Below are 19,023 nucleotides of genomic sequence, written 5' to 3'. Positions count from 1 at the left end.
GGCCGGAACAACGCAAGTAACACGCACGAAACATTTGATTTACGGTGGGGCAATTGATCGCGGTTAGCGTTTCGGCTAATAAGCTTAGGCGTCGACAGCGAGGTCGGCCAGCCCGGCGAAGCGAGCCGGCCTGAGCACTGCTGACCAGGGGACCGCTGTACGGGTCCTCCGGCACATACCTACCGAGAGGAATACCTTCGTGTTCTCCAGCCCTGAAGAGCTCCTCGGCTACGTCCGCGACAACGACGTGAAGTTCATCGACGTCCGCTTCTGCGACCTGCCGGGCGTCATGCAGCACTTCAACATCCCGGCCGAGTCCTTCGACGACGACCTCCTCGAAGAGGGCCTCGCCTTCGACGGCTCCTCGATCCGCGGCTTCCAAGAGATCCACGAATCGGACATGCTGCTGCTGCCCGACGTGGCGACCGCGTTCGTCGACCCCTTCCGCGAGCAGAAGACGCTCGCCCTGAACTTCTTCGTCCACGACCCGTTCACCCGCGAGGCCTACAGTCGCGACCCGCGCAACGTCGCGAAGAAGGCCGAGCAGTACCTGGCCGGCTCCGGCATCGCCGACACCGCGTACTTCGGGGCCGAGGCCGAGTTCTACATCTTCGACTCGATCCGCTTCGACCAGAACGCGCACGAGGCCTACTACCACATCGACTCGGTCGAGGGCGCCTGGAACACCGGCGCCGTCGAAGAGGGCGGGAACCTCGGCTACAAGCCGCGCCACAAGGGCGGGTACTTCCCGGTCGGGCCGGTCGACCACTTCGCCGACCTGCGCGACCGCATGGTCACCAACCTCATCGAGGGCGGCCTCACCATCGAGCGCGCCCACCACGAGGTCGGCACCGCGGGCCAGTCGGAGATCAACTACCGCTTCGACACCCTGCTGCACTCCGGTGACGACGTCCAGAAGTTCAAGTACATCATCAAGAACACCGCCACCCAGGCCGGCAAGACCGTGACCTTCATGCCCAAGCCGCTGTTCGGCGACAACGGCTCGGGCATGCACACCCACCAGTCGCTGTGGGCGAACGGCGAGCCGCTGTTCTACGACGAGACCGGTTACGCGGGCCTGTCGGACACCGCCCGCCACTACATCGGCGGCCTGCTCAAGCACGCCCCGAGCCTGCTGGCGTTCACGAACCCGTCGGTGAACTCCTACCGCCGCCTGGTGCCGGGCTTCGAGGCCCCCGTGAACCTGGTGTACTCGCAGCGCAACCGCTCCGCGTGCACCCGCATCCCCGTCACCGGCTCGAACGCCAAGGCCAAGCGCGTCGAGTTCCGCGTGCCGGACCCGTCGAGCAACCCGTACCTGGCGTTCTCGGCCATGCTCATGGCCGGCCTCGACGGCATCAAGAACAAGATCGAGCCCCCGGCGCCGGTCGACAAGGACCTGTACGAGCTCGGCCCGGAGGAGTACGGCGACATCCAGCAGGTCCCCGGCTCGCTCGACAAGGTGCTCGACAACCTCGAGGCCGACCACGACTTCCTCACCGAGGGCGGCGTGTTCACGCCCGACCTCATCGAGACGTGGATCAGCTACAAGCGCGAGAACGAGATCGACCCGATCCGCCTCCGCCCGACCCCGCACGAGTTCGACCTGTACTACGAAGTGTAACGAGCAGTACCAAAAGGTACAGCTTACGAGGTCTACAGGCGCGCAGTGCCTGTGAGGGGCGCGGCCGGTGTGACGCACCGGTCGCGTCCCTTGAACGTTTGTTCACCGCCTGGCGCGCGAGGGATACTCGCCCGGTGCCTCCCCGCTTCTTCCCCGAACGCGACCGGGACGTCTACCGCGACGCCCTCGCCATGTCGATCGGCATCGGCATCGTCGGCGTCTCCTTCGGCGCCCTGGCCACCTCGGCCGGGCTGCCGTGGTGGATCCCGGTCGCCATGTCCTTCCTGACGTTCGCGGCCACCTCGCAGTTCGCGATGCTCGCCGTCATGATGGCCGGCGGCGGCGTCCTCGCCGGCCTCGCCGCGGGCGTCCTCGTCCATCTGCGGCACGTCCCCTACGGCCTGGCGGTGGGCAACCTCTACTGGGACAAGTGGTGGACGCGGCTGCTCGGCACCTTCATGCTCATCGACCAGTCGACCGCGTTCGCGCTCGCCGCCGGGGACGACCGGCGGCGCGCCAAGGCCGCGTACTGGATCACGACCTCGATCATGTTCGTGGCCTGGAACGTCGGCACCGTCATCGGCGTCCTCGCGGGCGGCTTCATCCCCGACCCGAACGTGTTCGGGCTCGACGCCGCGTTCCCCGCGCTCCTGCTCGCACTGGTCATGCCCGCCATGAAGGATCGCGACACGCTCCTGGCGGCCCTCGTCGGCGCCGGCGTCGCCGCCGCGACCGCGCCGTTCCTGCCCACCGGCATCCCGGTCCTGCTGGGCCTGCTCGGGCTCCTCGCGACCTGGCCGCGCCGCAAACCGAAGGAGGACGCGGCATGACCATGACCGCCGTGCTCGCCCTCGCCGTGGGCGTCTTCCTCGTCCGCCTCGCCGGGCCGCTCATGCGCAGCCGCATCACCGTCTCCGAGCGGACCGAGACCCTGATGAAACGCGGCGCGATCGTGGTCCTCGCGGCCCTGGTCATCACCGGCGCGCTGTTCGCCGACGGCGGCTTCGCGGGCTGGGCGCTCCCCGCGGGCGTCCTCGTCGGCGGCGTCCTCGCCTGGCGCAGGGCTCCGATCCTCGTCGTGGTGGTCGCCGCCGCCGCGACGACGGCGCTGCTGCGTCTCGCCGGGATCGCTTGAGAGCGATGGGAAAGGGCCGCACCATCGGTGCGGCCCTTTCCTTACTCAGCTAGAAGCCTGTGTCCCGCAAGGGGATCCAGTGCTACCAGTCCTGCGCGGCGCGGCGGCGGCGCATGATCAGGAAGATGGCGGCGGCGGCCACGATGAGCGCGGCGGCCGAGCCGATCATGATCGTCATCGAGCTACCGGTGGTGGGCAGCTGCGGCTGAGCGGACGGGGTGCCGCTGGGCGAGGGGGTCTCCTCGTCGCAGGGGGCCCAGTACAGCTCGCCGCCGGTGGCGTCCTTCGGGGTCTCGATGTAGTACCAGGCCCAGAACTCTTCGCCCGCGGCCGGGATCTCGACGACCTCGGACTCGCCCGCGGCGAGGGTGTAGCCGAGCGGCTCCTCCATGGTGTCGGCGTAGACCTCGAAGTAGGTCTCCTCGCCGTCGGCGGGGACGGTGAGCGTGATGGTCAGGCCGTCGCAGTCGGACTCGACCGCGATGTAGGAGCACAGCTCGTTGTCGTACCACTCGATGGTGTCGACCAGTTCCTCGCCGACGAAGATGTCGACCGTGAGGCCCTCTTCGGCGCTGTCGACGTAGAAGTACTCGTAGAAGCCCTCGTCCACCTCAGGGGTGTAGGTGACGGCGTCGCCGTTGCTCGGAGCGAAGGTGAACTCCGCCAGGGCGTCGGGGTTGTAGTTGTCGGCCCAGACGTAGACGCCGACGCAGTCGCTGCCGCCGCCGAACTCGTACTCGGGCTCGGGCTCGGCCGGGGGCTCCTCGGTGCAGCCGCCCTCAGGCGCGGACACGGTGCTGCTGGTCTCGCCCTTGGCGCCGTTGTCCCACTCGCCCTTGATCGTGATCGAGGCGAGGTCCACGTCGGCGCTGAAGTTCTGGCTGCCTTCGAGGTAGTCGCCCGAGTCGAAGGCCGGGAGCGACGCGCCGACGACGATCTCGGTGCCCTCGTTGAACTCGCCGTCGGTCAGGATCTCGGTGATCTTGCCCGCCGAGCCGTTGTCCGAGTCCCAGTCCTTGACCTGCCAGACGACGGTCCAGCCGCCGTCCGGGGTGCATTCGGTGATGCCCTGGATCTCCGGGTGGTGGGCTTGGGCACCGGAAGCGAAGGCGACCGCTCCTGCGAGGCCGAGGACGACGCTGCCGCTCAGTCCCAGCACCCGCTTGAGGGTACGGTTCATGATTCTCCTAAGGATGCAATTGCATTGGGGGGATTGGAAGCCGCGCGGCCGAGGGGTGTGTGCGCTCGACCGGCTTCGGCAACTTACCAAATGAGACACGCCGGAACGTGAGCAGAGGTCGCATAACGATCGGATAACAGCCCGGCCGCGACGCTCGGTGACACTGTGAGAACCCTTGGGGCACAAGGAAACGGCCGGGCGAAAGCCCGGCCGTCGCGCAGTGTCCCGTGCGGAGGCTAGCCCTCGTCGGCCGGGGCGTTGTCGATCTCCTCCTCGGTGATGTACCCCGAGTCGACGACGATCTCCTGGTAGTTCTCGGCGGTCACGTCCACCGGTTCGAGCAGGAACGACGGGATGAACTTGAAGCCGTTGTCGTAGGTGCCGTTGTCGTTGACCTCGGGGGTCGAGCCGCCCACGATGGCCTTCACCATGTTCACCGCGACCTCGGCCAGGTTGCGGGTGTCCTTGAAGACCGTCTCGGACTGGCCGGTGCCTTCCTTGATCGCCTTGAGCGACCGCGCTTCGGCGTCCTGGCCGGTGATGACCGGGAAGTCGTCCGAGCCGGGCTCGAAGTCGGCGGCGACCAGGGCCTCGACGATCCCGCGGCTGATGCCGTCGTAGGGCGAGAGCACGGCGTGCAGCGGCTCGTCCTTGTAGAAGTCGTCGAGCAGCCGGGCCATGCGCTCGCGGGCGAGTTTGGGGTCCCACTGCTGCGTGGAGGTGGGCTCCTGCTCGGTCTCATTCGAGGGGATGACGATCTGGCCGCTGTAGATGAACGGCTCGAGGGTGTCCATCCCGCCTTGGAAGAAGTACTGGGAGTTGTTGTCGTCCAGTGAGCCGGAGAAGAGCTCGATGTTGAACGTCTCGGTGCTGTCCTGGGAGAGGCCGAGCCGCGAGATGATGTGCTTGGCCTGGAGCACGCCGACCTGGTAGTTGTCGAACGAGGCGTAGTAGTCGACGTCGGGGGTCTCGAGGATGAGGCGGTCGTACGAGATGATCGTGACGCCCTTGTTCTTCGCATCGCTGAGCACCTCGCCGAGGGAGGTGTTGCCGATGGCGCCGATGATGAGGAATTCGACGCCGGCGTCGATCATCGACTGGATCTGCTGGATCTGCGTGGGGACGTCGTCCTCGCCGTACTCGAGGATGGTCTTGTAGCCGAGGTCCTGCAGCCGCTTCTCGAGGTCCGCACCCTCGATCACCCACCGGTCCGAGACGGTGGTGGGCATCGCGATCCCGGTGTGCCCGGTCAGCTGCTTCGACTCCTCGCCTTTCCCGCACGCGGCGAGCGACGCCGCTGCGGCGCCCGCTGTTCCGAAAAGCAGTCCGCGACGATTGAGACGCATGGGGGAGGTACTCCTTCGTACAGGTGAGGGGGTTCATTGCACCCTCGAAACTTACACGAGTGAAAAGCTCGCCAAACCGGGTCATTCCGTGATCGAACCGTGTCCTGGAAGGAGCGACGAAACGGGATGCAAAGGCGGATCGCGCCCCATTCTTCCCGCAGCGTTCAAGGACTGTGCCCGGCGATTCCGCGAACTTCCCAGAGCGAACGGTAAACCCGCCGGTAATGCGCGACCGGGCCGCCCCGCCCGAAAGCGACCGGTCTCGCTCCCATCCGAACCCGGTGATCATCGTCGATGTGTCCTCGCGCGGACCGCATACCATTGCGCGCATGAGTGATCGGTGGATCGAGGTGGCCCCCCGGGTGTGGGCGCTGCGCGTGCAGGAACTCGACCAGACGCTCGGTCTGGTCATCGGCGACGAGAGCTGCCTGGTGATCGACACCGGCGTCAGCGCCGAGGCGGGCTATGCGTTCGCCACGGCGATCAGGGAGAAGACCGACCTGCCGTGGCAGGTGGCCTACACGCACGACCACTTCGACCACTGGTTCGGGACTTCGGCGTTCGGCGAAGCCGCGATCTGGGCGGTGGGCGACGGCGCGCAGTACATCGCCCGAGGCGACGAGCAGCGCCAGGCCTGGGCCGCGCGGTACCGCCGGGAGGGCCGCGAAGAGAAGGCCCGCGACATCGCCCGCTCGAAGCTCGTGCCGCCGAACTGCCGCGTGCAGGGCGCGGTCGGGCTGAACCTGGGCGGGCGCACGGTGGTCCTGCGCCAGGCCGGCCTCGCGCACAGCGACAACGACTTGGTGATCGAGGTGCCCGATGCGGGCGTCCTGTTCGCCGGGGACCTGCTGGAGAACGGCGCCGCTCCCTCGTACACCGGGGCGTTCCCATACGAGTGGCCGCAGGCGGTCGAGTACCTGCTGAGCTGGAAGCCCGCGGTCGTGGTCCCGGGCCACGGCGACCCGGCGGACTACTGGTGGGCGCGGGCGCAGGTGCGCGACATGGCCGAGACGGCGCGGATGTGCGCGGAGGTGGCGCAGGGGTTCCTCACCGAAGAGGAGGCGCTCGCGCACAGCCCGTTCGGCGAGGCGACCATGCGCGCGGCGCTGGACCGGTGCAAGGAGCTCACGCCGCCCCCGCCGCCGGAGCCGGAGGCCCCTGCCGCGAAGCCGCAGACCCCGCCGCCGCCGGTGGTCGTCTACGACATCTTCGACTACGACATCGACCTGACGCGGTAGGTCAGTCGCCGAACGGCTGGTCCTCGAAGCCGAGGTGGAGCTTGCGCAGCAGCGCGCCGAGCTGCGCCTGCTCCTCCTCGGTGAGCACCGCGAGGGTCTCGAGCTGCAGGTCGATCCCGGTGCGCACGGCCTCTTCGATGACCTCGCGGCCGCGCTCGGTCATGCGGACCTTCAGGCCGCGCCGGTCGGCCGGGTCGGGCAGGCGCTCGACGAACCCGGCGGCCTCGAGCTTGTCGAGCCGCCCGGTGAGGCCGCCGGAGCTGAGCATGAGGGTCGCGCCGATCTCCTTGGGCGAGAGCGTGAACGGTTCGCCTGAGCGGCGGATCGAGGCGAGCACGTCGAACTCGTTGCGCCCCAGGCCCTGGCGCACGCGCATCTCGTGCAGGCGCGCGCCGAGCTTCTGCGAGATGCGGTGCATGCGCCCGTAGAGGGCCATGGACTCGAGTTCGAGGTCGGGCAGCTCGCGGTGCCACTGCGCGACGATCTTGTCCACGGCGTCCTGGTCGTCGCCCTTGGCGGCGTCTTCGGTCATGCGCGTCATTGTGGCCCATCGTCCTTCCGGTCGCTGAAGTACCTCAGGCGTGATCTAACTCAAGCCTGAGTATCTTGACAAAAAGTAGCTTGCGAGTAAGCTACTTCTTATCAAGCTACACCCCGAAGGAGCCACGATGAACCGCAGCACGAAGGACCTCCTCCTCACGGCCCTCGCCCCCGTCATGTGGGGCACCACCTACGTGGTGACCACCGAATTCCTCCCCGCCGACCGCCCGTTCCTCACCGCCCTGCTCCGCGCGCTGCCCGCCGGCCTCCTCCTCATCCTCCTGTCACGAAGGCTCCCAAGGGGTTCGTGGTGGTGGAAGTCGGCCGTGATCGGCACCCTCAACATCGCCGCGTTCTTCGCGCTGCTCTTCATCGCGACCTACCGGCTCCCCGGCGGCGTCGCCGCGGTCGCCGCGGCCGTCGGTCCGCTGGCGACGGCCGGCGCGACCCTGCTCATCCTGCACCAGCAGGTGCGGCTGCGCACCTGGCTGCTCGGCCTGGCCGGCGTCGGCGGTGTGGCGATGGTCGTCCTGACCGCCGAAGCGAAGATCGACACGGTCGGCGCGCTCGCCGGGATCGGCGGCGCGGTCTCCATGGCGGTCGCCGTGACCCTCACGAAGCGCTGGGGCATGCCGAAGGACGCGGGCCCGGCCGCTCTCGCGGGCTGGCAGCTCACCGCGGGCGGGCTCCTGCTCATCCCCCTGGCCTTCGCCGTCGAGGGCGGGATCCCGGCGCTCACCGGCACGAACGTGCTCGGCTACCTCTACCTCGGCCTCGTCAACACCGCCCTGGGCTACTGGCTCTGGTTCCGCGGCATCGGACGCCTCTCGATCGTGCCCCTGAGCTTCCTGGGCCTGCTCTCGCCGCTCACCGCCGCCACGGTCGGCTGGATCGTCCTCGGCGAGACCTTCTCGGCCTGGCAGACCGCCGGCTTCGCCGTCGCCCTCGCCGCCACGGTCACCGCCCAGCTCCAGGCCCGGCCGAAGGCACCCGTGCCTGAGCCCCTGGAAGCGCCGAAGACCCTCGCCCGGGTCTGAGCGCAGCGACGGCCCCCGCCGGAAGGCGGGGGCCGCTGTTCGCTTGCGGGCCTTTAGGACTCCGAGTCGGCTTCCAGGGCCTCCCAGACCGGCTCGGTGTCGAGGTCGGCGGCGAGCGCCGTGATCTGCTCGACCGAGACGTCGACCGCCTCGCCGTTCATGTCGCCCCACCAGACGGTGGCGACGGAGCCGTCCTCGAAGAACGCGGCGGCCTCCACATAGGTCCCGTCGGTCGTCCAGGCGACCACGGTGCCGTCCTCGAGCTCCTCCTCACCGCACTCGGTGTCGGTCTCGCGGCAGTGCACCAGGTAGTGCATGTCGAAGTCGTCCCCGCCGGTGACGTCCTGGATCCCCGTGCTGATCCCGCCGGGCAGGTACAGCGCGGTCTCCAGGCCCTCGCCGGTCTGGTCGACGTAGAAGTCGGCGCGGAACTTGCGCTGCACCGGCGTCTCGTTCTCGCCGTCGATGTAGTAGTTCTGGAGCCGCTTCATCTCCAGCGAGGCGTCGAAGGTCCAGTCCTCGAAGTGCTCGTTGAGCTGCTCCGCGGTCTCCTCGTGGGCTTCCGCGGTGTACTCGTCCTGGACGAAGTCCCACTGCTCGGAGTACTCCCAGCCCTCGGCCGGGATCTCCGGGTCCCCCGCCGCGGCCGCGGTCGCGGGGAGGAACACCGCCGCGGCCGAGGCCGCGACGATCGCAGAGCGCTTGAATGAGGCCATGATGGTCCCTTTCGGTAGGTCCGGTGTCCTTTGTTATATGCGCCGGACCCACCGAAACGTTGCCCCGGCTCAGACCATTTTGCGGCGGTAGGCCCGCATCGCCAGCGGAGCGGTCACCGCGAAGATCGCCGCGGCCCACACGAACGTCCACATCAGCGGCTCGGTCACGGGGCCGAACGACAGCAGGCCCCGCATCGTGTCCGCGAGGTGCGTCACCGGGTTGACCTTCGCCCACGCCTGCATGAACCCCGGCATCGTGTTGATGTCGACGAACGCGCTGGAGGTGAAGGTCAGCGGCATGATGATCACGAACGCGTAGATCTGGACCTTCTCCTCGGAGTCGGCCACCACCCCCATGAGGACCGAGATCCACGAGATCGCCAGCGCGAACACCACGAGGGTCAGCGTGGCGAGCAGCGCGCCCGCGACGCTGCGCAGCTCGAAGCCCATGAGCAGGCCCAGGCCGAGCATGACCACGATGGACCAGACCTGCTTGAACATGTCGGCGAAGATCTTCCCGGCCAGGGGCGCGGAGCGGGCGATCGGCAGCGACCGGAAGCGGTCGTAGACGCCCTTGCGCAGGTCGGCGTTGATGCCGGTGCCGGTGTACATGGTGAGGAAGATGGCGTTCTGCGCGATGAGGCCGCCGAGGACGTACTGCAGGTAGTCCGAGGTGGACCCGGCCATCTGGCCGCCGAAGACGTAGACGAACAGCAGCAGGAACATGATGGGGCTGAGGCTGAGGTCGACGAGTTCGAACGGGTTGTGCTTGATGCGGACCATCTGCCGCCAGGCCATGGTGAGGACCTGGCCGACCGTGGCGCCCGGGCCCGGTCGGCGGACGACGGGGACTTCGATGGTGGCGGCGGTCATTTCACGGGCTCCTCGTTCTCGGCGGCGCCTTCGTCATCGGCGTCGTCGTCGGTCTCGGTGCGGCGGCCGGTCAGGGTCAGGAAGACCTCGTCGAGGCTGGAGAGGCCGAGGTGGAATTCGGTGAGCGCGATGCCGCGGTCGCGCAGGTCGGCGGCGAGGGCCGGCATGATGCCGTCGTCGTTGACGCCGAGGGTGATCGCTCCGGCCTCGACCACGGGGTCGAGGTCGGGGAAGCGTTGGGCGACGAGGTCGCGCACGGCGTCGAGCTGGCCGTGGTCCTCCGGCTGGATGCGCAGGCTCTGGCCGCCGATCTTGGCCTTGAGCTGTGTCGGCGTGCCGGTGGCGATGACCTTGCCGTGGTCGATCACGGCGATCTCGTGGGCGAGCTGGTCGGCCTCTTCGAGGTACTGGGTGGTGAGCAGGACGGTGGTGCCGTCGGCGACGAGGCCGCGCACGAGGCCCCAGAGTTCGCCGCGGGCGCGCGGGTCCAGGCCGGTGGTGGGCTCGTCGAGGAAGAGGATGCGGGGCCGTCCGACGAGGCTGGCGGCCAGGTCGAGGCGGCGGCGCATGCCGCCGGAGTAGGCCTTGGCGGGCTTCTCGGCGGCGTCGGAGAGGTTGAACTGGGCGAGCAGTTCGCGCGCGCGGGCCTTGGCGTCCCGGGTGGGCATGCCGAGGAGGCGACCGATGAACCGGAGGTTCTCCTCGCCGGTGAGCAGTTCGTCGACGCCGGCGAACTGGCCGGTGAGTCCGATGAACGTGCGCACCTGGGCGCCGTCCTTGACGATGTCGTAGCCGCCGACGCGGGCGGTGCCCGCAGTGGGCTGGGAGAGGGTGGCGAGCATGCGGACCATGGTGGTCTTGCCCGCGCCGTTGGGCCCGAGGACGCCGAGCACGGTCCCGGTCCGGGCCGCGAGGTCGACGTGGTCGAGGGCGACGAGGTCGCCGAAGTGCTTGGTCAGGCCCTCGGTTTCGATGGCGTTGTCTGTCGACACTTCGTCCTCCTTCGGAGTGGTGTCGTGTGAAAGGGTTCTGGTCTCCGGGGTGGTGTGCACCCGGGTTCATCGTGTCATTTTCGGCGTGTTTTCACAGCACCTTTACGGCGGTGTGCGGCCGTACGGTGCGCGGCGTACGCCGGAACCCGATCATGCCCCCAAGGTGTGACATCCCGGGTGCGAATGGAGGTCAGAGGGTCTGGAGGAGCTTGCGGATGCGCTTCTCGCTGACCTGGTAGCGGGTGCCGAGCTGCTGGGCGAAGAAGCTGACGCGCAGTTCTTCGAGCATCCAGCGGACTTCGCGGCCCTCGCCTGAGCGGAGCGCGGCGGGGCGGGTGCGGGCGAGCGCGTCGCGTTCGGCCTCCAGGGACTGGATCACGTCCATCTTGCCCTTGTCCCCCGCTATGTCGGCGACGGCGCGCTTGGCGCGGAAGCTGATGGCCTTCACGTAGCGGTGCAGGTCGTCGAGGCGCCACCAGCCGGTCGAGCCGATGAAGCCGTCGGCGCCGACGAGCGCTTCGAGCTGGCGGCGCATGTCGCTCAGGGCGGGGAGCGCGCGCAGGTCGAACTTGCCTTCGAGGAGGCGGGACGCTTCGCGCGCCTCGGTGAGGACCGCGGCGGCTTTGCGGGCCACGGCGGCGGATTCGCCGGCGACCTCGGGCCGGGCGCGTTTGAGCAGGGCTTCGAAGCCTTCGCGGTCCCAGGCCGGGCCGCCGCCTTCGATGAGGACCTTGTCGAGGACGGTCCGCACGCAGTCGGCGAGGAGCGCGTCCACGTTCGCGTAGGGGCCGGTCGCGAGTGCGAGCTGCTCGTTGCGGGTGAGGGCTTCTTTGAGGCGCGGGTCGGGGGTGTTGAGGCGCAGGAGGCGGCGCGTGCCGGCCCACATGTTCGCGGCCTGCGAGCCGGGGTCGGGGAAGGCCTTGACCCCGACCGAGCCGCCTTCGTCGACGAGCGCCGGGTAGGCCTTGGCGGTGTAGCCCTTGCGCGGGGTCTCGTGGAGCTTCGGGAGGGCGTCGAAGTCCCAGGTCTTGAGGCCGGTCCGCTCGAGGTCGAAGGCCTCGGCGGCGGCCTCCTGGGTCTTGGGGGCGAGCTGGCGCTGCAGGGCGCCGAGTTCCTTGCCTTCGGCGAGGACCTGGCCGTCCTCGTCCTTGACCTGGAAGGTGACGAGGAGGTGCCCGGGGACCTTGGTGAGGTCGAAGGCGTCGGCGGGGACGTGCGTGTTCGTCATCGACTTGAGGGTGTCGGCGAGCGCGGCCATCATGGGGCGGCCGGGGGCGGGTGCCATGCGGGCGACGGCGGCCTTGGCGAAGTCGGGGGCGGGCACGAAGTTGCGGCGCAGGGTCTTGGGGAGGCTCTTGATGAGCGCTTCGGCGAACTCGGCGCGCAGGCCCGGGACCTGCCAGGTGAAGGCGTCCTGGTCGAGCTGCTGGAGGGCCGGGAGCGGGACGGCGACGGTGACGCCGTCGCGGGCCGAGCCGGGTTCGAACTCGTAGTCGAGTTCGAGGTCGGCGCCTTCGGAGGTCCAGACCTCGGGGTACTGCTCGGCGGCGACGCCTTCGGCGCGGTCGCCCAGGAGCAGGGCCTCGTCGAAGTCGAGGAGGGTCTTGTCCTTCTCCTTCTTCCACCACGAGTCGAAGTGGCGGCCCGAGACGATGTCGGCGGGGAGGCGCTCGTCGTAGAAGTCGAAGAGGGTCTGCTCGTCGGCGAGGAGGCCGCGTTGGCGCACCCGGTTCTCGAGGTCTTCGACCTCGCTGATCTTGGCGAGGTTGCGCGCCAGGAACTTGTGGTGGGTGTCCCATTCGGCCTGGACGAGGGCGTGGCGGATGAAGAGTTCGCGGCTGGTCTCGACGTCGATGCGTCCGAAGTTGACCTTGCGGCGGGCGACGATCGGGACGCCGTAGAGTGTGACGCGCTCGAAGGCGAGCACGGCGCCGGCCTTCTTCGACCAGTGCGGTTCGGAATAGGTGCGCTTGCTCAAATGCTCGGCGAGCGGTTCGACCCATTCGGGTTCGATCTTGGCGCACACGCGGCCCCACAGGCGGCTGGTCTCGACGAGCTCGCCGGCGACGACCCAGCGCGGCTGCTTCTTGGCGAGGCCGGAGCCGGGGAAGATCGCGAACTTGGCGTTGCGGCCGCCGAGGTACTCGCGGGTGTCGGCCTCTTTGACGCCGATGTGCGAGAGGAGCCCGGCGAGGAGCGCGATGTGGACGCGCCGCGGGTCGGGGACCGTGTCGGTGGGCCCGATCTCGATCTTGAGGCTCTTGAGGACGCCGAGGATCTGCCGGACCAGGTCCTGCCACTCGCGGATGCGCAGGTAGTGCAGGTACTCCTGCTTGCACATGCGGCGGAAGGAGGACGAGGAGCGGGAGCGGCGCTCGTCCTCGAGGTACTTCCACAGGTTGAGGTACGCGGAGAAGTCGGAGTCGGGGTCGTTGAAGCGCGCGTGGGACTGGTCGGCCTGGGCCTTCTTGTCCGCCGGGCGCTCCTTCGGGTCCTGGATGGACATGGCGGCGGTGATGACCGCGACGGCGTGGACGCAGCCCTCGTTCTGGGCCTGCAGGATCATGCGGGCCAGGCGCGGGTCGATCGGCAGCCGCGCGATGTCGCGCCCGGCCTTCGTCAGGCGCCGCTCGCCGCTGCGCACGTCCTCGAGCGCGCCGAGCTCCACTAGGAGGTCCATGCCGTCCTTGATGTTGCGCGAATCGGGGGCGTCGACGAACGGGAACGACTCGACCCGGCCGAGCTTCGCGGCGGTCATCTGCAGGATGACGCTGGCGAGGTTGGTGCGCAGGATCTCGGCGTCCGTGAACTCGGGGCGGGCGTTGAAGTCGTCCTCGGAGTACAGGCGGATGCAGATGCCCTCGGCGACGCGGCCGCAGCGGCCGGCGCGCTGGTTGGCGCTGGCCTGGCTGATCGCCTCGATGGGGAGGCGCTGGACCTTCGTGCGGGCCGAGTAGCGGGAGATGCGGGCGTACCCGGCGTCGATCACGTACCGGATGCCCGGCACGGTCAGGGAGGTCTCGGCGACGTTGGTGGAGAGGATGATCCGGCGGCCGGTGTGCGGGGCGAACACCCGGTGCTGCTCCTGCGCGGAGAGGCGCGCGTAGAGCGGGACGATCTCGGTGTGGCGGAGCTTGGCCTTCTCGAGGGCGTCGGCGGTGTCGCGGATCTCCTGCTCGCCGGAGAGGAAGACGAGGATGTCGCCGTCGCCGACCCGGCCGAGCTCGTTGACGGCGTCGAGGATGCCGTCGATCTGGTCGCGCTGCTCCTCGCCGTCCTCGTCGCGCAGCGGCCGGTACCGGATCTCGACGGGGTAGGTGCGGCCGGAGACCTCGAGGATCGGGGCCGGGGCCTCATCGGTGCTGAAGTGCTTGGCGAAGCGTTCGGGGTCGATGGTCGCGGAGGTGACGATGACCTTGAGGTCGGGGCGCTTGGGGAGGATCTGCTTGAGGCAGCCGAGGATGAAGTCGATGTTGAGGCTGCGCTCGTGCGCCTCGTCGATGATGATCGTGTCGTAGGCGCTCAGCAGCCGGTCGTGCTGGATCTCGGTGAGCAGGATGCCGTCCGTCATGAGTTTGACGTAGGAGTTGTCCGACACCTGGTCGGTGAAGCGGACCTTCCAGCCCACGGCCTCGCCCAGCGGCGAGCCCAGCTCCTCGGCGATCCGCTCGGCCACCGCGCGGGCGGCGATCCGCCGCGGCTGCGTGTGCCCGATCATGCCGCGCACCCCGCGGCCGAGCTCGAGGCAGATCTTCGGGATCTGCGTGGTCTTGCCCGAGCCGGTCTCGCCGGCGATGATGACGACCTGGTGGTCCCGGATCGCCTCGAGGATGTCGTCCTTGCGTTGCGAGACCGGCAGGGCCTCGGGGTAGACGATCTTCGGGACGCCGGCGGCGCGGGCCGCCAGCGCGGCCTCCTTGCGCTCGACGTCGGCCTCGAGTTTCGCGAAGGCCTCGGAGCGGGCGGGGCCGTCGAGTTCGCGGGCCTCGCGCAGGCGGCGGCGCAGCGCACGCTGATCGGCCGTGCGCAGGGCGAAGACGCGCTCGCGCAGGCTGGTTCGGGAGTCAGGGACGCTGCTGGGCATGACGATCGTCAAGGATACGCGGGCGGCCCGCCCCGCGCCATCCATTAAGCCCCGCAGTGACCTCAGACGTCCTCGAGGTCCCCGCACAGCACCCGGTCGGAGTCGAGGCCTTCTGACTGGGTGAGCGCTTCGGGCGCGTGGACGACGACGCTCTCGGCGCGGTCGTCCGGGACGAGGCGGCTCGAGGCGGTCGCGGAGCCGACGCCGGTGTCCGAGGTCGTGAAGCTCAGCTCGATGATGTTCCCCGCCGCGTCCTCGCCGTCGGGGTCGGCGAGCCAGTGGCCGCCACCGGGCGGGTCCTCGTCGCATGCGCCGTCGTGGACGTGCGCCATGTAGTCGGTGCCCGGCGCGAGGCCGGTCACCGCGAGCGTCACCGAGGTGCTGCCGGTCGAGGAGATGTCGGCGGTCCCGGTCGCGCGCGGGGCGACCCCGCTCCAGGCGGACGTGACCGCGAGGTTCGCGGTCCAGGCCCCGCCCAGGTCGGGGTCTTTGGGGTCCTCGTCGCCGCCGCAGCCGGCGAGGGCTCCGGCGAGGACGACCGCGGCGGTCAGGGCTCGGATGGACGGCATCGGCGCTCCTTCGTCAGTGCCCCTTGTCGGTGGGCGCACCCAGTATCGGGCCGCCGGGGCCGTCCATCCGGTATTCCACGCCGCTACGCGACCGGGACGTCGACCGCGATCCCCTCCCCGCGCGTCAGCTCGAGGCGGCGCGTCAGGCCGAGCCCCTCCAGGAACGCCTCGTCGTGGCTGACGACGACGAGCGCGCCGCGGAACGCCGTGAGCGCCTGCTGGAGCTGCCGGATCGAGCTCATGTCGAGGTTGTTCGTCGGCTCGTCGAGCAGCAGGAGCTGCGGCGCGGGCTGCGAGGACAGGACCGCGGCGAGGGCCGCGCGCAGGCGCTGCCCGCCCGAGAGGGTCGAGACCTGCTGGAACACCGCGTCGCGGCGCAGCCCGAAGCGGGCCAGGCGGGTCCGCAGGAGCGACTGGTCGGCCTCGGGCGCGCGGGCGCGCACGTTGTCGAGCACGCTCGCCTCGTCGTCGAGCAGTTCCAGGCGCTGCGTGAGGAACCCGTGCGGGACGCGGGCGGCGTCGGCGATCGCGCGCAGCAGCGTGGTCTTGCCCGCGCCGTTGTCCCCCGTGACCGCGACGCGCTCGGGTCCCCGCAGGTGCAGGCCGAGGCCTTCACCGTAGAGGTCGCTCACTTTGAGGCCCTTGAGGATCGCGATGTCGCGGTGTGAGGAGACGCTGGTCTCGGGCAGGTCGACGCTGATGCCGCCGTCGTCGCGCAGGCCCTCTTCGGCCTCGTCGAGGCGGTCGCGGGCCTCGGCCACGTCGTCGAGCTTCGCGTTGAGGAGCTTCGCGGACGACACCTCCCCCGCGTTCTTCTTGGCGTTGAGCAGTATCTTCGGCGTGCCGCCGCGCGCCTGCTCGCGGCGCCAGGACGAGGCGCCCCTGTCGTTCTGGGTGCGGGCGGCGACGAGCTCCTTCTTCTGGCGCACCAGGTCCTGCTTGGCGTCGCGCACGGCGCGCGCGGCCGCCTCCTGCTCGGCCGCGATGACCTCCTCGTAGGCGCTGTAGTTGCCCTCGAAGACCCGGATGCGTCCCTTGTAGAGCTCGGCGACGGCGTCCACGTGCTCCAGCAGCGCCCGGTCGTGGCTGACCACCACGAGGGTGCCGTTGAACCGCCGGATCGCCTGGTACAGGCGCTTTCTCGCCGAACCGTCGAGGTTGTTCGAGGGCTCGTCGAGCAGCAGCACGTCCGGTCGGCGCACGAGTCGCCCGGCCAGGCCCACGAGCATCGACTCGCCGCCGGACAGCGTGGCGACGGTGCGGTCGAAGCCCACGTGGTCGAGGCCCAGTTCGTCGAGTGCGACGCGGGAGCGGTCCAGGAAGTCCCAGTCCTCGCCGATCACGGTGAAGTTCGCCTCGTCCGCGTCGCCGGCCTCGATGGCGGCCAGCGCGCGGCGCTGCTCGGCGATGCCGAGGAGGTCGGACACGGTGTCGCCCAAGCGGAGCGGGAGCTCCTGCGGCAGGTACTCGATGAGTCCGGAGGCGGTGATCGTGCCCGACTCCGGCTTGAGGAGCCCCGCGACGAGTTTGAGCAGTGTGGACTTGCCGGTGCCGTTGTCGCCGATGAGCGCGGTGCGGCCGTCGGAGAAGACGGCGTCGAGGCCGTCGAAGATCCTCGCGCCTTCGGGCCAGAGGAAGCGGAGCTGCTGGACGTTGATATAGGTGGTCATGAGACCTCTCTCAGGTCGATGCGGAACGGAATCGAGATGAGAGACATCGCGCCGAGAAGGCCGGATACAGAAAAGTCCCCGGAAACAGGCACTCTCTTGATCGAAGACACACCGGTCACGTGCGCAGAGACGTGATGGGCGCGATGTCTACGACCTAGAGCTTCAAGTGAGTGCCTAACGTCGGGAACAAGGACTCGTCAAGGGTAGGGCAGGACCACGGCGGCGTCAAGCGAGACGCGCGACACGGGCGGCCGTGCCAGGCCGCCCGTGTCGCTTGCAGGGGAACGACGATGGCCGCGCACAGTTCGCGCGCGGCCATCGTCGACAGGTCGCCGAGGTCAGTCCTCGTGCTGTTCGGGATTCCTGATGAGCGCGATGATCGAGACGAGCAGACCGCCGCCGACCACCAAGAGCGCGACGATCATCATCGCAATGGCGCTGGGAGTCACAGGTCCACCTCCTTCTCGATCGCAGTGAACCCGGCCTCGTCGAAGACCTCTTCCGGAACGGCCGGGGGGCCTTCCCTGCGGCGCAGCACGAGCGCCATGATGAGCGCGAACGCGAGCGAGCCGCCCGCGACCGCCCAGCCGAACGCCTGGTACTCGTGGTAGTCCGCGAGCGGGCTGTCGGGGCCGGCCGCGAGCAGGTCCCGCACGTTGAAGAACAGGATGACCGCCAGCGCCAACGGCGTGATCACGCCCAGGCAGGCGAACCAGATCGGGCCGATCTTGAACGCCGAGGTGGCGTTCGCGTCGTCGCGCAGCTCCTTCCACCGCCACAGGACCCACACCACGGCGATGATCGCGACCGGAGCGGCCACCGCGATGCCGTAGTTGTTGATGAAGTGGTCGGTCACGTCGAGCACCATGAGGCCGTTGACCGTCGGGAACAGGATGAGCGAGACGACGGCCATGCCGCCGCCGATGATCGCGACGGTCTTCCTGCGGCCCCAGCCGAAGCGGTCCTCGAAGGCCGCGACCGGGACCTCGACCACGCTGATGAGCGAGGCCCAGCCCGCGACCACCAGCGACACGAAGAAGAGCACGCCGAACAGGCCCGCGAGGTAGGGCAGGGTGTTGATGATCGCCGGGAAGGCGATGAACGCCAGGCCCACGCCCTGGTAGGACTGCTCGTCGATCGGCACGCCGGTCTCGAGCGCGAGGAAGCCCAGCACCGAGAACACCGCGATGCCCGCCAGGATCTCGCCGAACGAGTTCGACATGCCCACCGTCCACGCGGAGGTGGTGATGTCGGACTTGCGCTTGAGATACGAGCCGTAGGTGATCATGATGCCGAAGCCGACCGAGAGCGTGAAGAAGATCTGCGCGTAGGCGGCGAGCCACACCTGCGGACCGCGGATGGCCTCCCAGTCGGGTGTGAAGAACGCGTTCAGGCCGTCGACCGCGCCGTCGAGCGTGAGCGACTGCACCAGGAGCGCGCCGAAGAGCACCACCAGCAGCGGGATGAAGATCTTGCTGGTGGCCTCGATGCCCTTCTTGACGCCCGCGCCGATCACCGTGAGAGTGGCGAGCCAGACCAGGGCGAGGGCGACGGCCAGGCCGGGGAGCCAGGTCCCGAAGTCGTAGAGCCCGCCGGCCTGGAGGAAGTCGACCATGAGGAACGCGGCCGGGTCCTCGCCCCACTGCTGCTCGAGCGAGAAGAACGCGTACCAGGCGGCCCAGGCGATGATGACCGCGTAGTAGACGCCGATGACGATCGAGATCGCCACCTGCCACCAGCCGATGAACTCGGTGTTCTTGTTCAGGCGGCGGAAGGCCAGCGGGGCCGAGCCCCGGAAGCGGCGCCCGATCGTGAACTCGAGGATGAGCAGCGGGATGCCCGCGGTGCACAGGGCGACCAGGTAGGGGATGAGGAACGCGCCGCCGCCGTTCTCGTAGGCGACGCCCGGGAAGCGCCAGATGTTCCCCAGACCGAGGGCGGAGCCGACGGCGGCGAGGATGAACCCGAGCCTGCTCCCCCAGTTCTCTCTGACATTCGGTTCTCGCGCCATGGGCAGCT

The 19,023-nt window shown here is 69.1% G+C and carries 16 protein-coding genes; 5 read left to right on the top strand and 11 right to left on the bottom strand.

Features of this window, described 5'->3' with window-relative positions; all coding sequences use genetic code 11:
* Positions 1-199: 199 nt before the first annotated feature.
* From glnA to J5V16_RS00280, 3 genes are all read left to right on the top strand, one after another.
* A complete protein-coding gene (gene glnA, locus J5V16_RS00290) occupies positions 200-1,624 on the top strand; it encodes a type I glutamate--ammonia ligase (protein ID WP_208493906.1) in 1,425 nt (474 codons plus the stop codon).
* Positions 1,625-1,758: 134 nt separating this feature from the next.
* The gene (locus J5V16_RS00285; protein ID WP_208493905.1) at positions 1,759-2,454 is read left to right on the top strand and encodes an AzlC family ABC transporter permease; all 696 of its coding nucleotides are present in this window, start codon (positions 1,759-1,761) and stop codon (positions 2,452-2,454) included.
* Complete coding sequence (locus J5V16_RS00280; protein ID WP_208493904.1) at positions 2,451-2,759, top strand: AzlD domain-containing protein; 309 nt, start codon at positions 2,451-2,453, stop codon at positions 2,757-2,759. Before J5V16_RS00285 ends, J5V16_RS00280 begins: the two co-directional genes overlap by 4 nt.
* Before the next feature lie 82 nt (positions 2,760-2,841).
* Here J5V16_RS00280 and J5V16_RS00275 read toward each other — a convergent pair whose 3' ends face one another.
* Both J5V16_RS00275 and J5V16_RS00270 read right to left on the bottom strand, forming a co-directional pair.
* Entirely contained in the window at positions 2,842-3,939 is a 1,098-nt protein-coding gene (locus tag J5V16_RS00275; protein WP_208493903.1) for an LPXTG cell wall anchor domain-containing protein, read from the bottom strand.
* A 236-nt stretch (positions 3,940-4,175) separates the two neighbouring features.
* Entirely contained in the window at positions 4,176-5,285 is a 1,110-nt protein-coding gene (locus J5V16_RS00270) for a substrate-binding domain-containing protein (RefSeq protein WP_208493902.1), read from the bottom strand.
* A 329-nt stretch (positions 5,286-5,614) separates the two neighbouring features.
* Between J5V16_RS00270 and J5V16_RS00265 the strand changes: the two genes are divergently transcribed.
* Entirely contained in the window at positions 5,615-6,523 is a 909-nt protein-coding gene (locus J5V16_RS00265; RefSeq protein ID WP_208493901.1) for an MBL fold metallo-hydrolase, read from the top strand.
* Between the two features lies 1 nt (position 6,524).
* Here J5V16_RS00265 and J5V16_RS00260 read toward each other — a convergent pair whose 3' ends face one another.
* The gene (locus J5V16_RS00260) at positions 6,525-7,055 is read right to left on the bottom strand and encodes a MarR family winged helix-turn-helix transcriptional regulator (protein WP_208493900.1); all 531 of its coding nucleotides are present in this window, start codon (positions 7,053-7,055) and stop codon (positions 6,525-6,527) included.
* Positions 7,056-7,191: 136 nt separating this feature from the next.
* On the opposite strand from J5V16_RS00260, the gene J5V16_RS00255 reads away from it, so the two are divergent.
* A complete protein-coding gene (locus J5V16_RS00255) occupies positions 7,192-8,100 on the top strand; it encodes an EamA family transporter (RefSeq protein ID WP_208493899.1) in 909 nt (302 codons plus the stop codon).
* 53 nt (positions 8,101-8,153) lie between these two features.
* Here J5V16_RS00255 and J5V16_RS00250 read toward each other — a convergent pair whose 3' ends face one another.
* The 8 genes from J5V16_RS00250 to J5V16_RS00215 form a co-directional block, all read right to left on the bottom strand.
* On the bottom strand, positions 8,154-8,816 hold the full coding sequence (locus J5V16_RS00250) for a hypothetical protein (RefSeq protein ID WP_208493898.1): 663 nt from the start codon (positions 8,814-8,816) through the stop codon (positions 8,154-8,156).
* 69 nt (positions 8,817-8,885) lie between these two features.
* Positions 8,886-9,689, bottom strand: coding sequence for an ABC transporter permease (locus J5V16_RS00245; RefSeq protein WP_208493897.1), 804 nt, complete (start codon positions 9,687-9,689; stop codon positions 8,886-8,888).
* On the bottom strand, positions 9,686-10,681 hold the full coding sequence (locus J5V16_RS00240) for an ATP-binding cassette domain-containing protein (RefSeq protein WP_208493896.1): 996 nt from the start codon (positions 10,679-10,681) through the stop codon (positions 9,686-9,688). Before J5V16_RS00240 ends, J5V16_RS00245 begins: the two co-directional genes overlap by 4 nt.
* A 190-nt stretch (positions 10,682-10,871) precedes the next feature.
* Positions 10,872-14,765, bottom strand: coding sequence for an ATP-dependent RNA helicase HrpA (gene hrpA / locus J5V16_RS00235; protein ID WP_243900557.1), 3,894 nt, complete (start codon positions 14,763-14,765; stop codon positions 10,872-10,874).
* Between the two features lie 62 nt (positions 14,766-14,827).
* Positions 14,828-15,334 carry a superoxide dismutase family protein gene (locus tag J5V16_RS00230; RefSeq protein WP_208493894.1) on the bottom strand — a complete coding sequence of 169 codons (507 nt, stop codon included), beginning with the start codon at positions 15,332-15,334 and terminating at the stop codon, positions 14,828-14,830.
* 83 nt (positions 15,335-15,417) lie between these two features.
* Positions 15,418-17,004: an ABC-F family ATP-binding cassette domain-containing protein gene (locus tag J5V16_RS00225; RefSeq protein WP_208493893.1), complete on the bottom strand. Its 1,587-nt coding sequence runs from the start codon at positions 17,002-17,004 to the stop codon at positions 15,418-15,420.
* Positions 17,005-17,342: 338 nt separating this feature from the next.
* Positions 17,343-17,453, bottom strand: coding sequence for a methionine/alanine import family NSS transporter small subunit (locus J5V16_RS00220; protein WP_208493892.1), 111 nt, complete (start codon positions 17,451-17,453; stop codon positions 17,343-17,345).
* Entirely contained in the window at positions 17,450-19,015 is a 1,566-nt protein-coding gene (locus J5V16_RS00215; RefSeq protein ID WP_208493891.1) for a sodium-dependent transporter, read from the bottom strand. Before J5V16_RS00215 ends, J5V16_RS00220 begins: the two co-directional genes overlap by 4 nt.
* Positions 19,016-19,023: the final 8 nt, after the last annotated feature.

This window comes from Glycomyces niveus, assembly GCF_017592475.1.
In the GTDB taxonomy this organism is placed as follows: Bacteria; Actinomycetota; Actinomycetes; order Mycobacteriales; family Micromonosporaceae; genus Glycomyces; species Glycomyces niveus.
This window is presented reverse-complemented; position numbering and strand designations above follow the sequence as displayed.

Excerpts from the sequence above, each read along its gene's own strand:
- J5V16_RS00280 (WP_208493904.1), top strand. The coding sequence starts at position 2,451 with ATGACCATGACCGCCGTGCTCGCCCTCGCCGTGGGCGTCTTCCTCGTC.
- J5V16_RS00275 (WP_208493903.1), bottom strand. The coding sequence starts at position 3,939 with ATGAACCGTACCCTCAAGCGGGTGCTGGGACTGAGCGGCAGCGTCGTC.
- J5V16_RS00270 (WP_208493902.1), bottom strand. The coding sequence starts at position 5,285 with ATGCGTCTCAATCGTCGCGGACTGCTTTTCGGAACAGCGGGCGCCGCA.
- J5V16_RS00265 (WP_208493901.1), top strand. The coding sequence starts at position 5,615 with ATGAGTGATCGGTGGATCGAGGTGGCCCCCCGGGTGTGGGCGCTGCGC.
- J5V16_RS00260 (WP_208493900.1), bottom strand. The coding sequence starts at position 7,055 with ATGACCGAAGACGCCGCCAAGGGCGACGACCAGGACGCCGTGGACAAG.
- J5V16_RS00255 (WP_208493899.1), top strand. The coding sequence starts at position 7,192 with ATGAACCGCAGCACGAAGGACCTCCTCCTCACGGCCCTCGCCCCCGTC.
- J5V16_RS00250 (WP_208493898.1), bottom strand. The coding sequence starts at position 8,816 with ATGGCCTCATTCAAGCGCTCTGCGATCGTCGCGGCCTCGGCCGCGGCG.
- J5V16_RS00245 (WP_208493897.1), bottom strand. The coding sequence starts at position 9,689 with ATGACCGCCGCCACCATCGAAGTCCCCGTCGTCCGCCGACCGGGCCCG.
- hrpA (WP_243900557.1), bottom strand. The coding sequence starts at position 14,765 with ATGCCCAGCAGCGTCCCTGACTCCCGAACCAGCCTGCGCGAGCGCGTC.
- J5V16_RS00230 (WP_208493894.1), bottom strand. The coding sequence starts at position 15,334 with ATGCCGTCCATCCGAGCCCTGACCGCCGCGGTCGTCCTCGCCGGAGCC.
- J5V16_RS00225 (WP_208493893.1), bottom strand. The coding sequence starts at position 17,004 with ATGACCACCTATATCAACGTCCAGCAGCTCCGCTTCCTCTGGCCCGAA.
- J5V16_RS00215 (WP_208493891.1), bottom strand. The coding sequence starts at position 19,015 with ATGGCGCGAGAACCGAATGTCAGAGAGAACTGGGGGAGCAGGCTCGGG.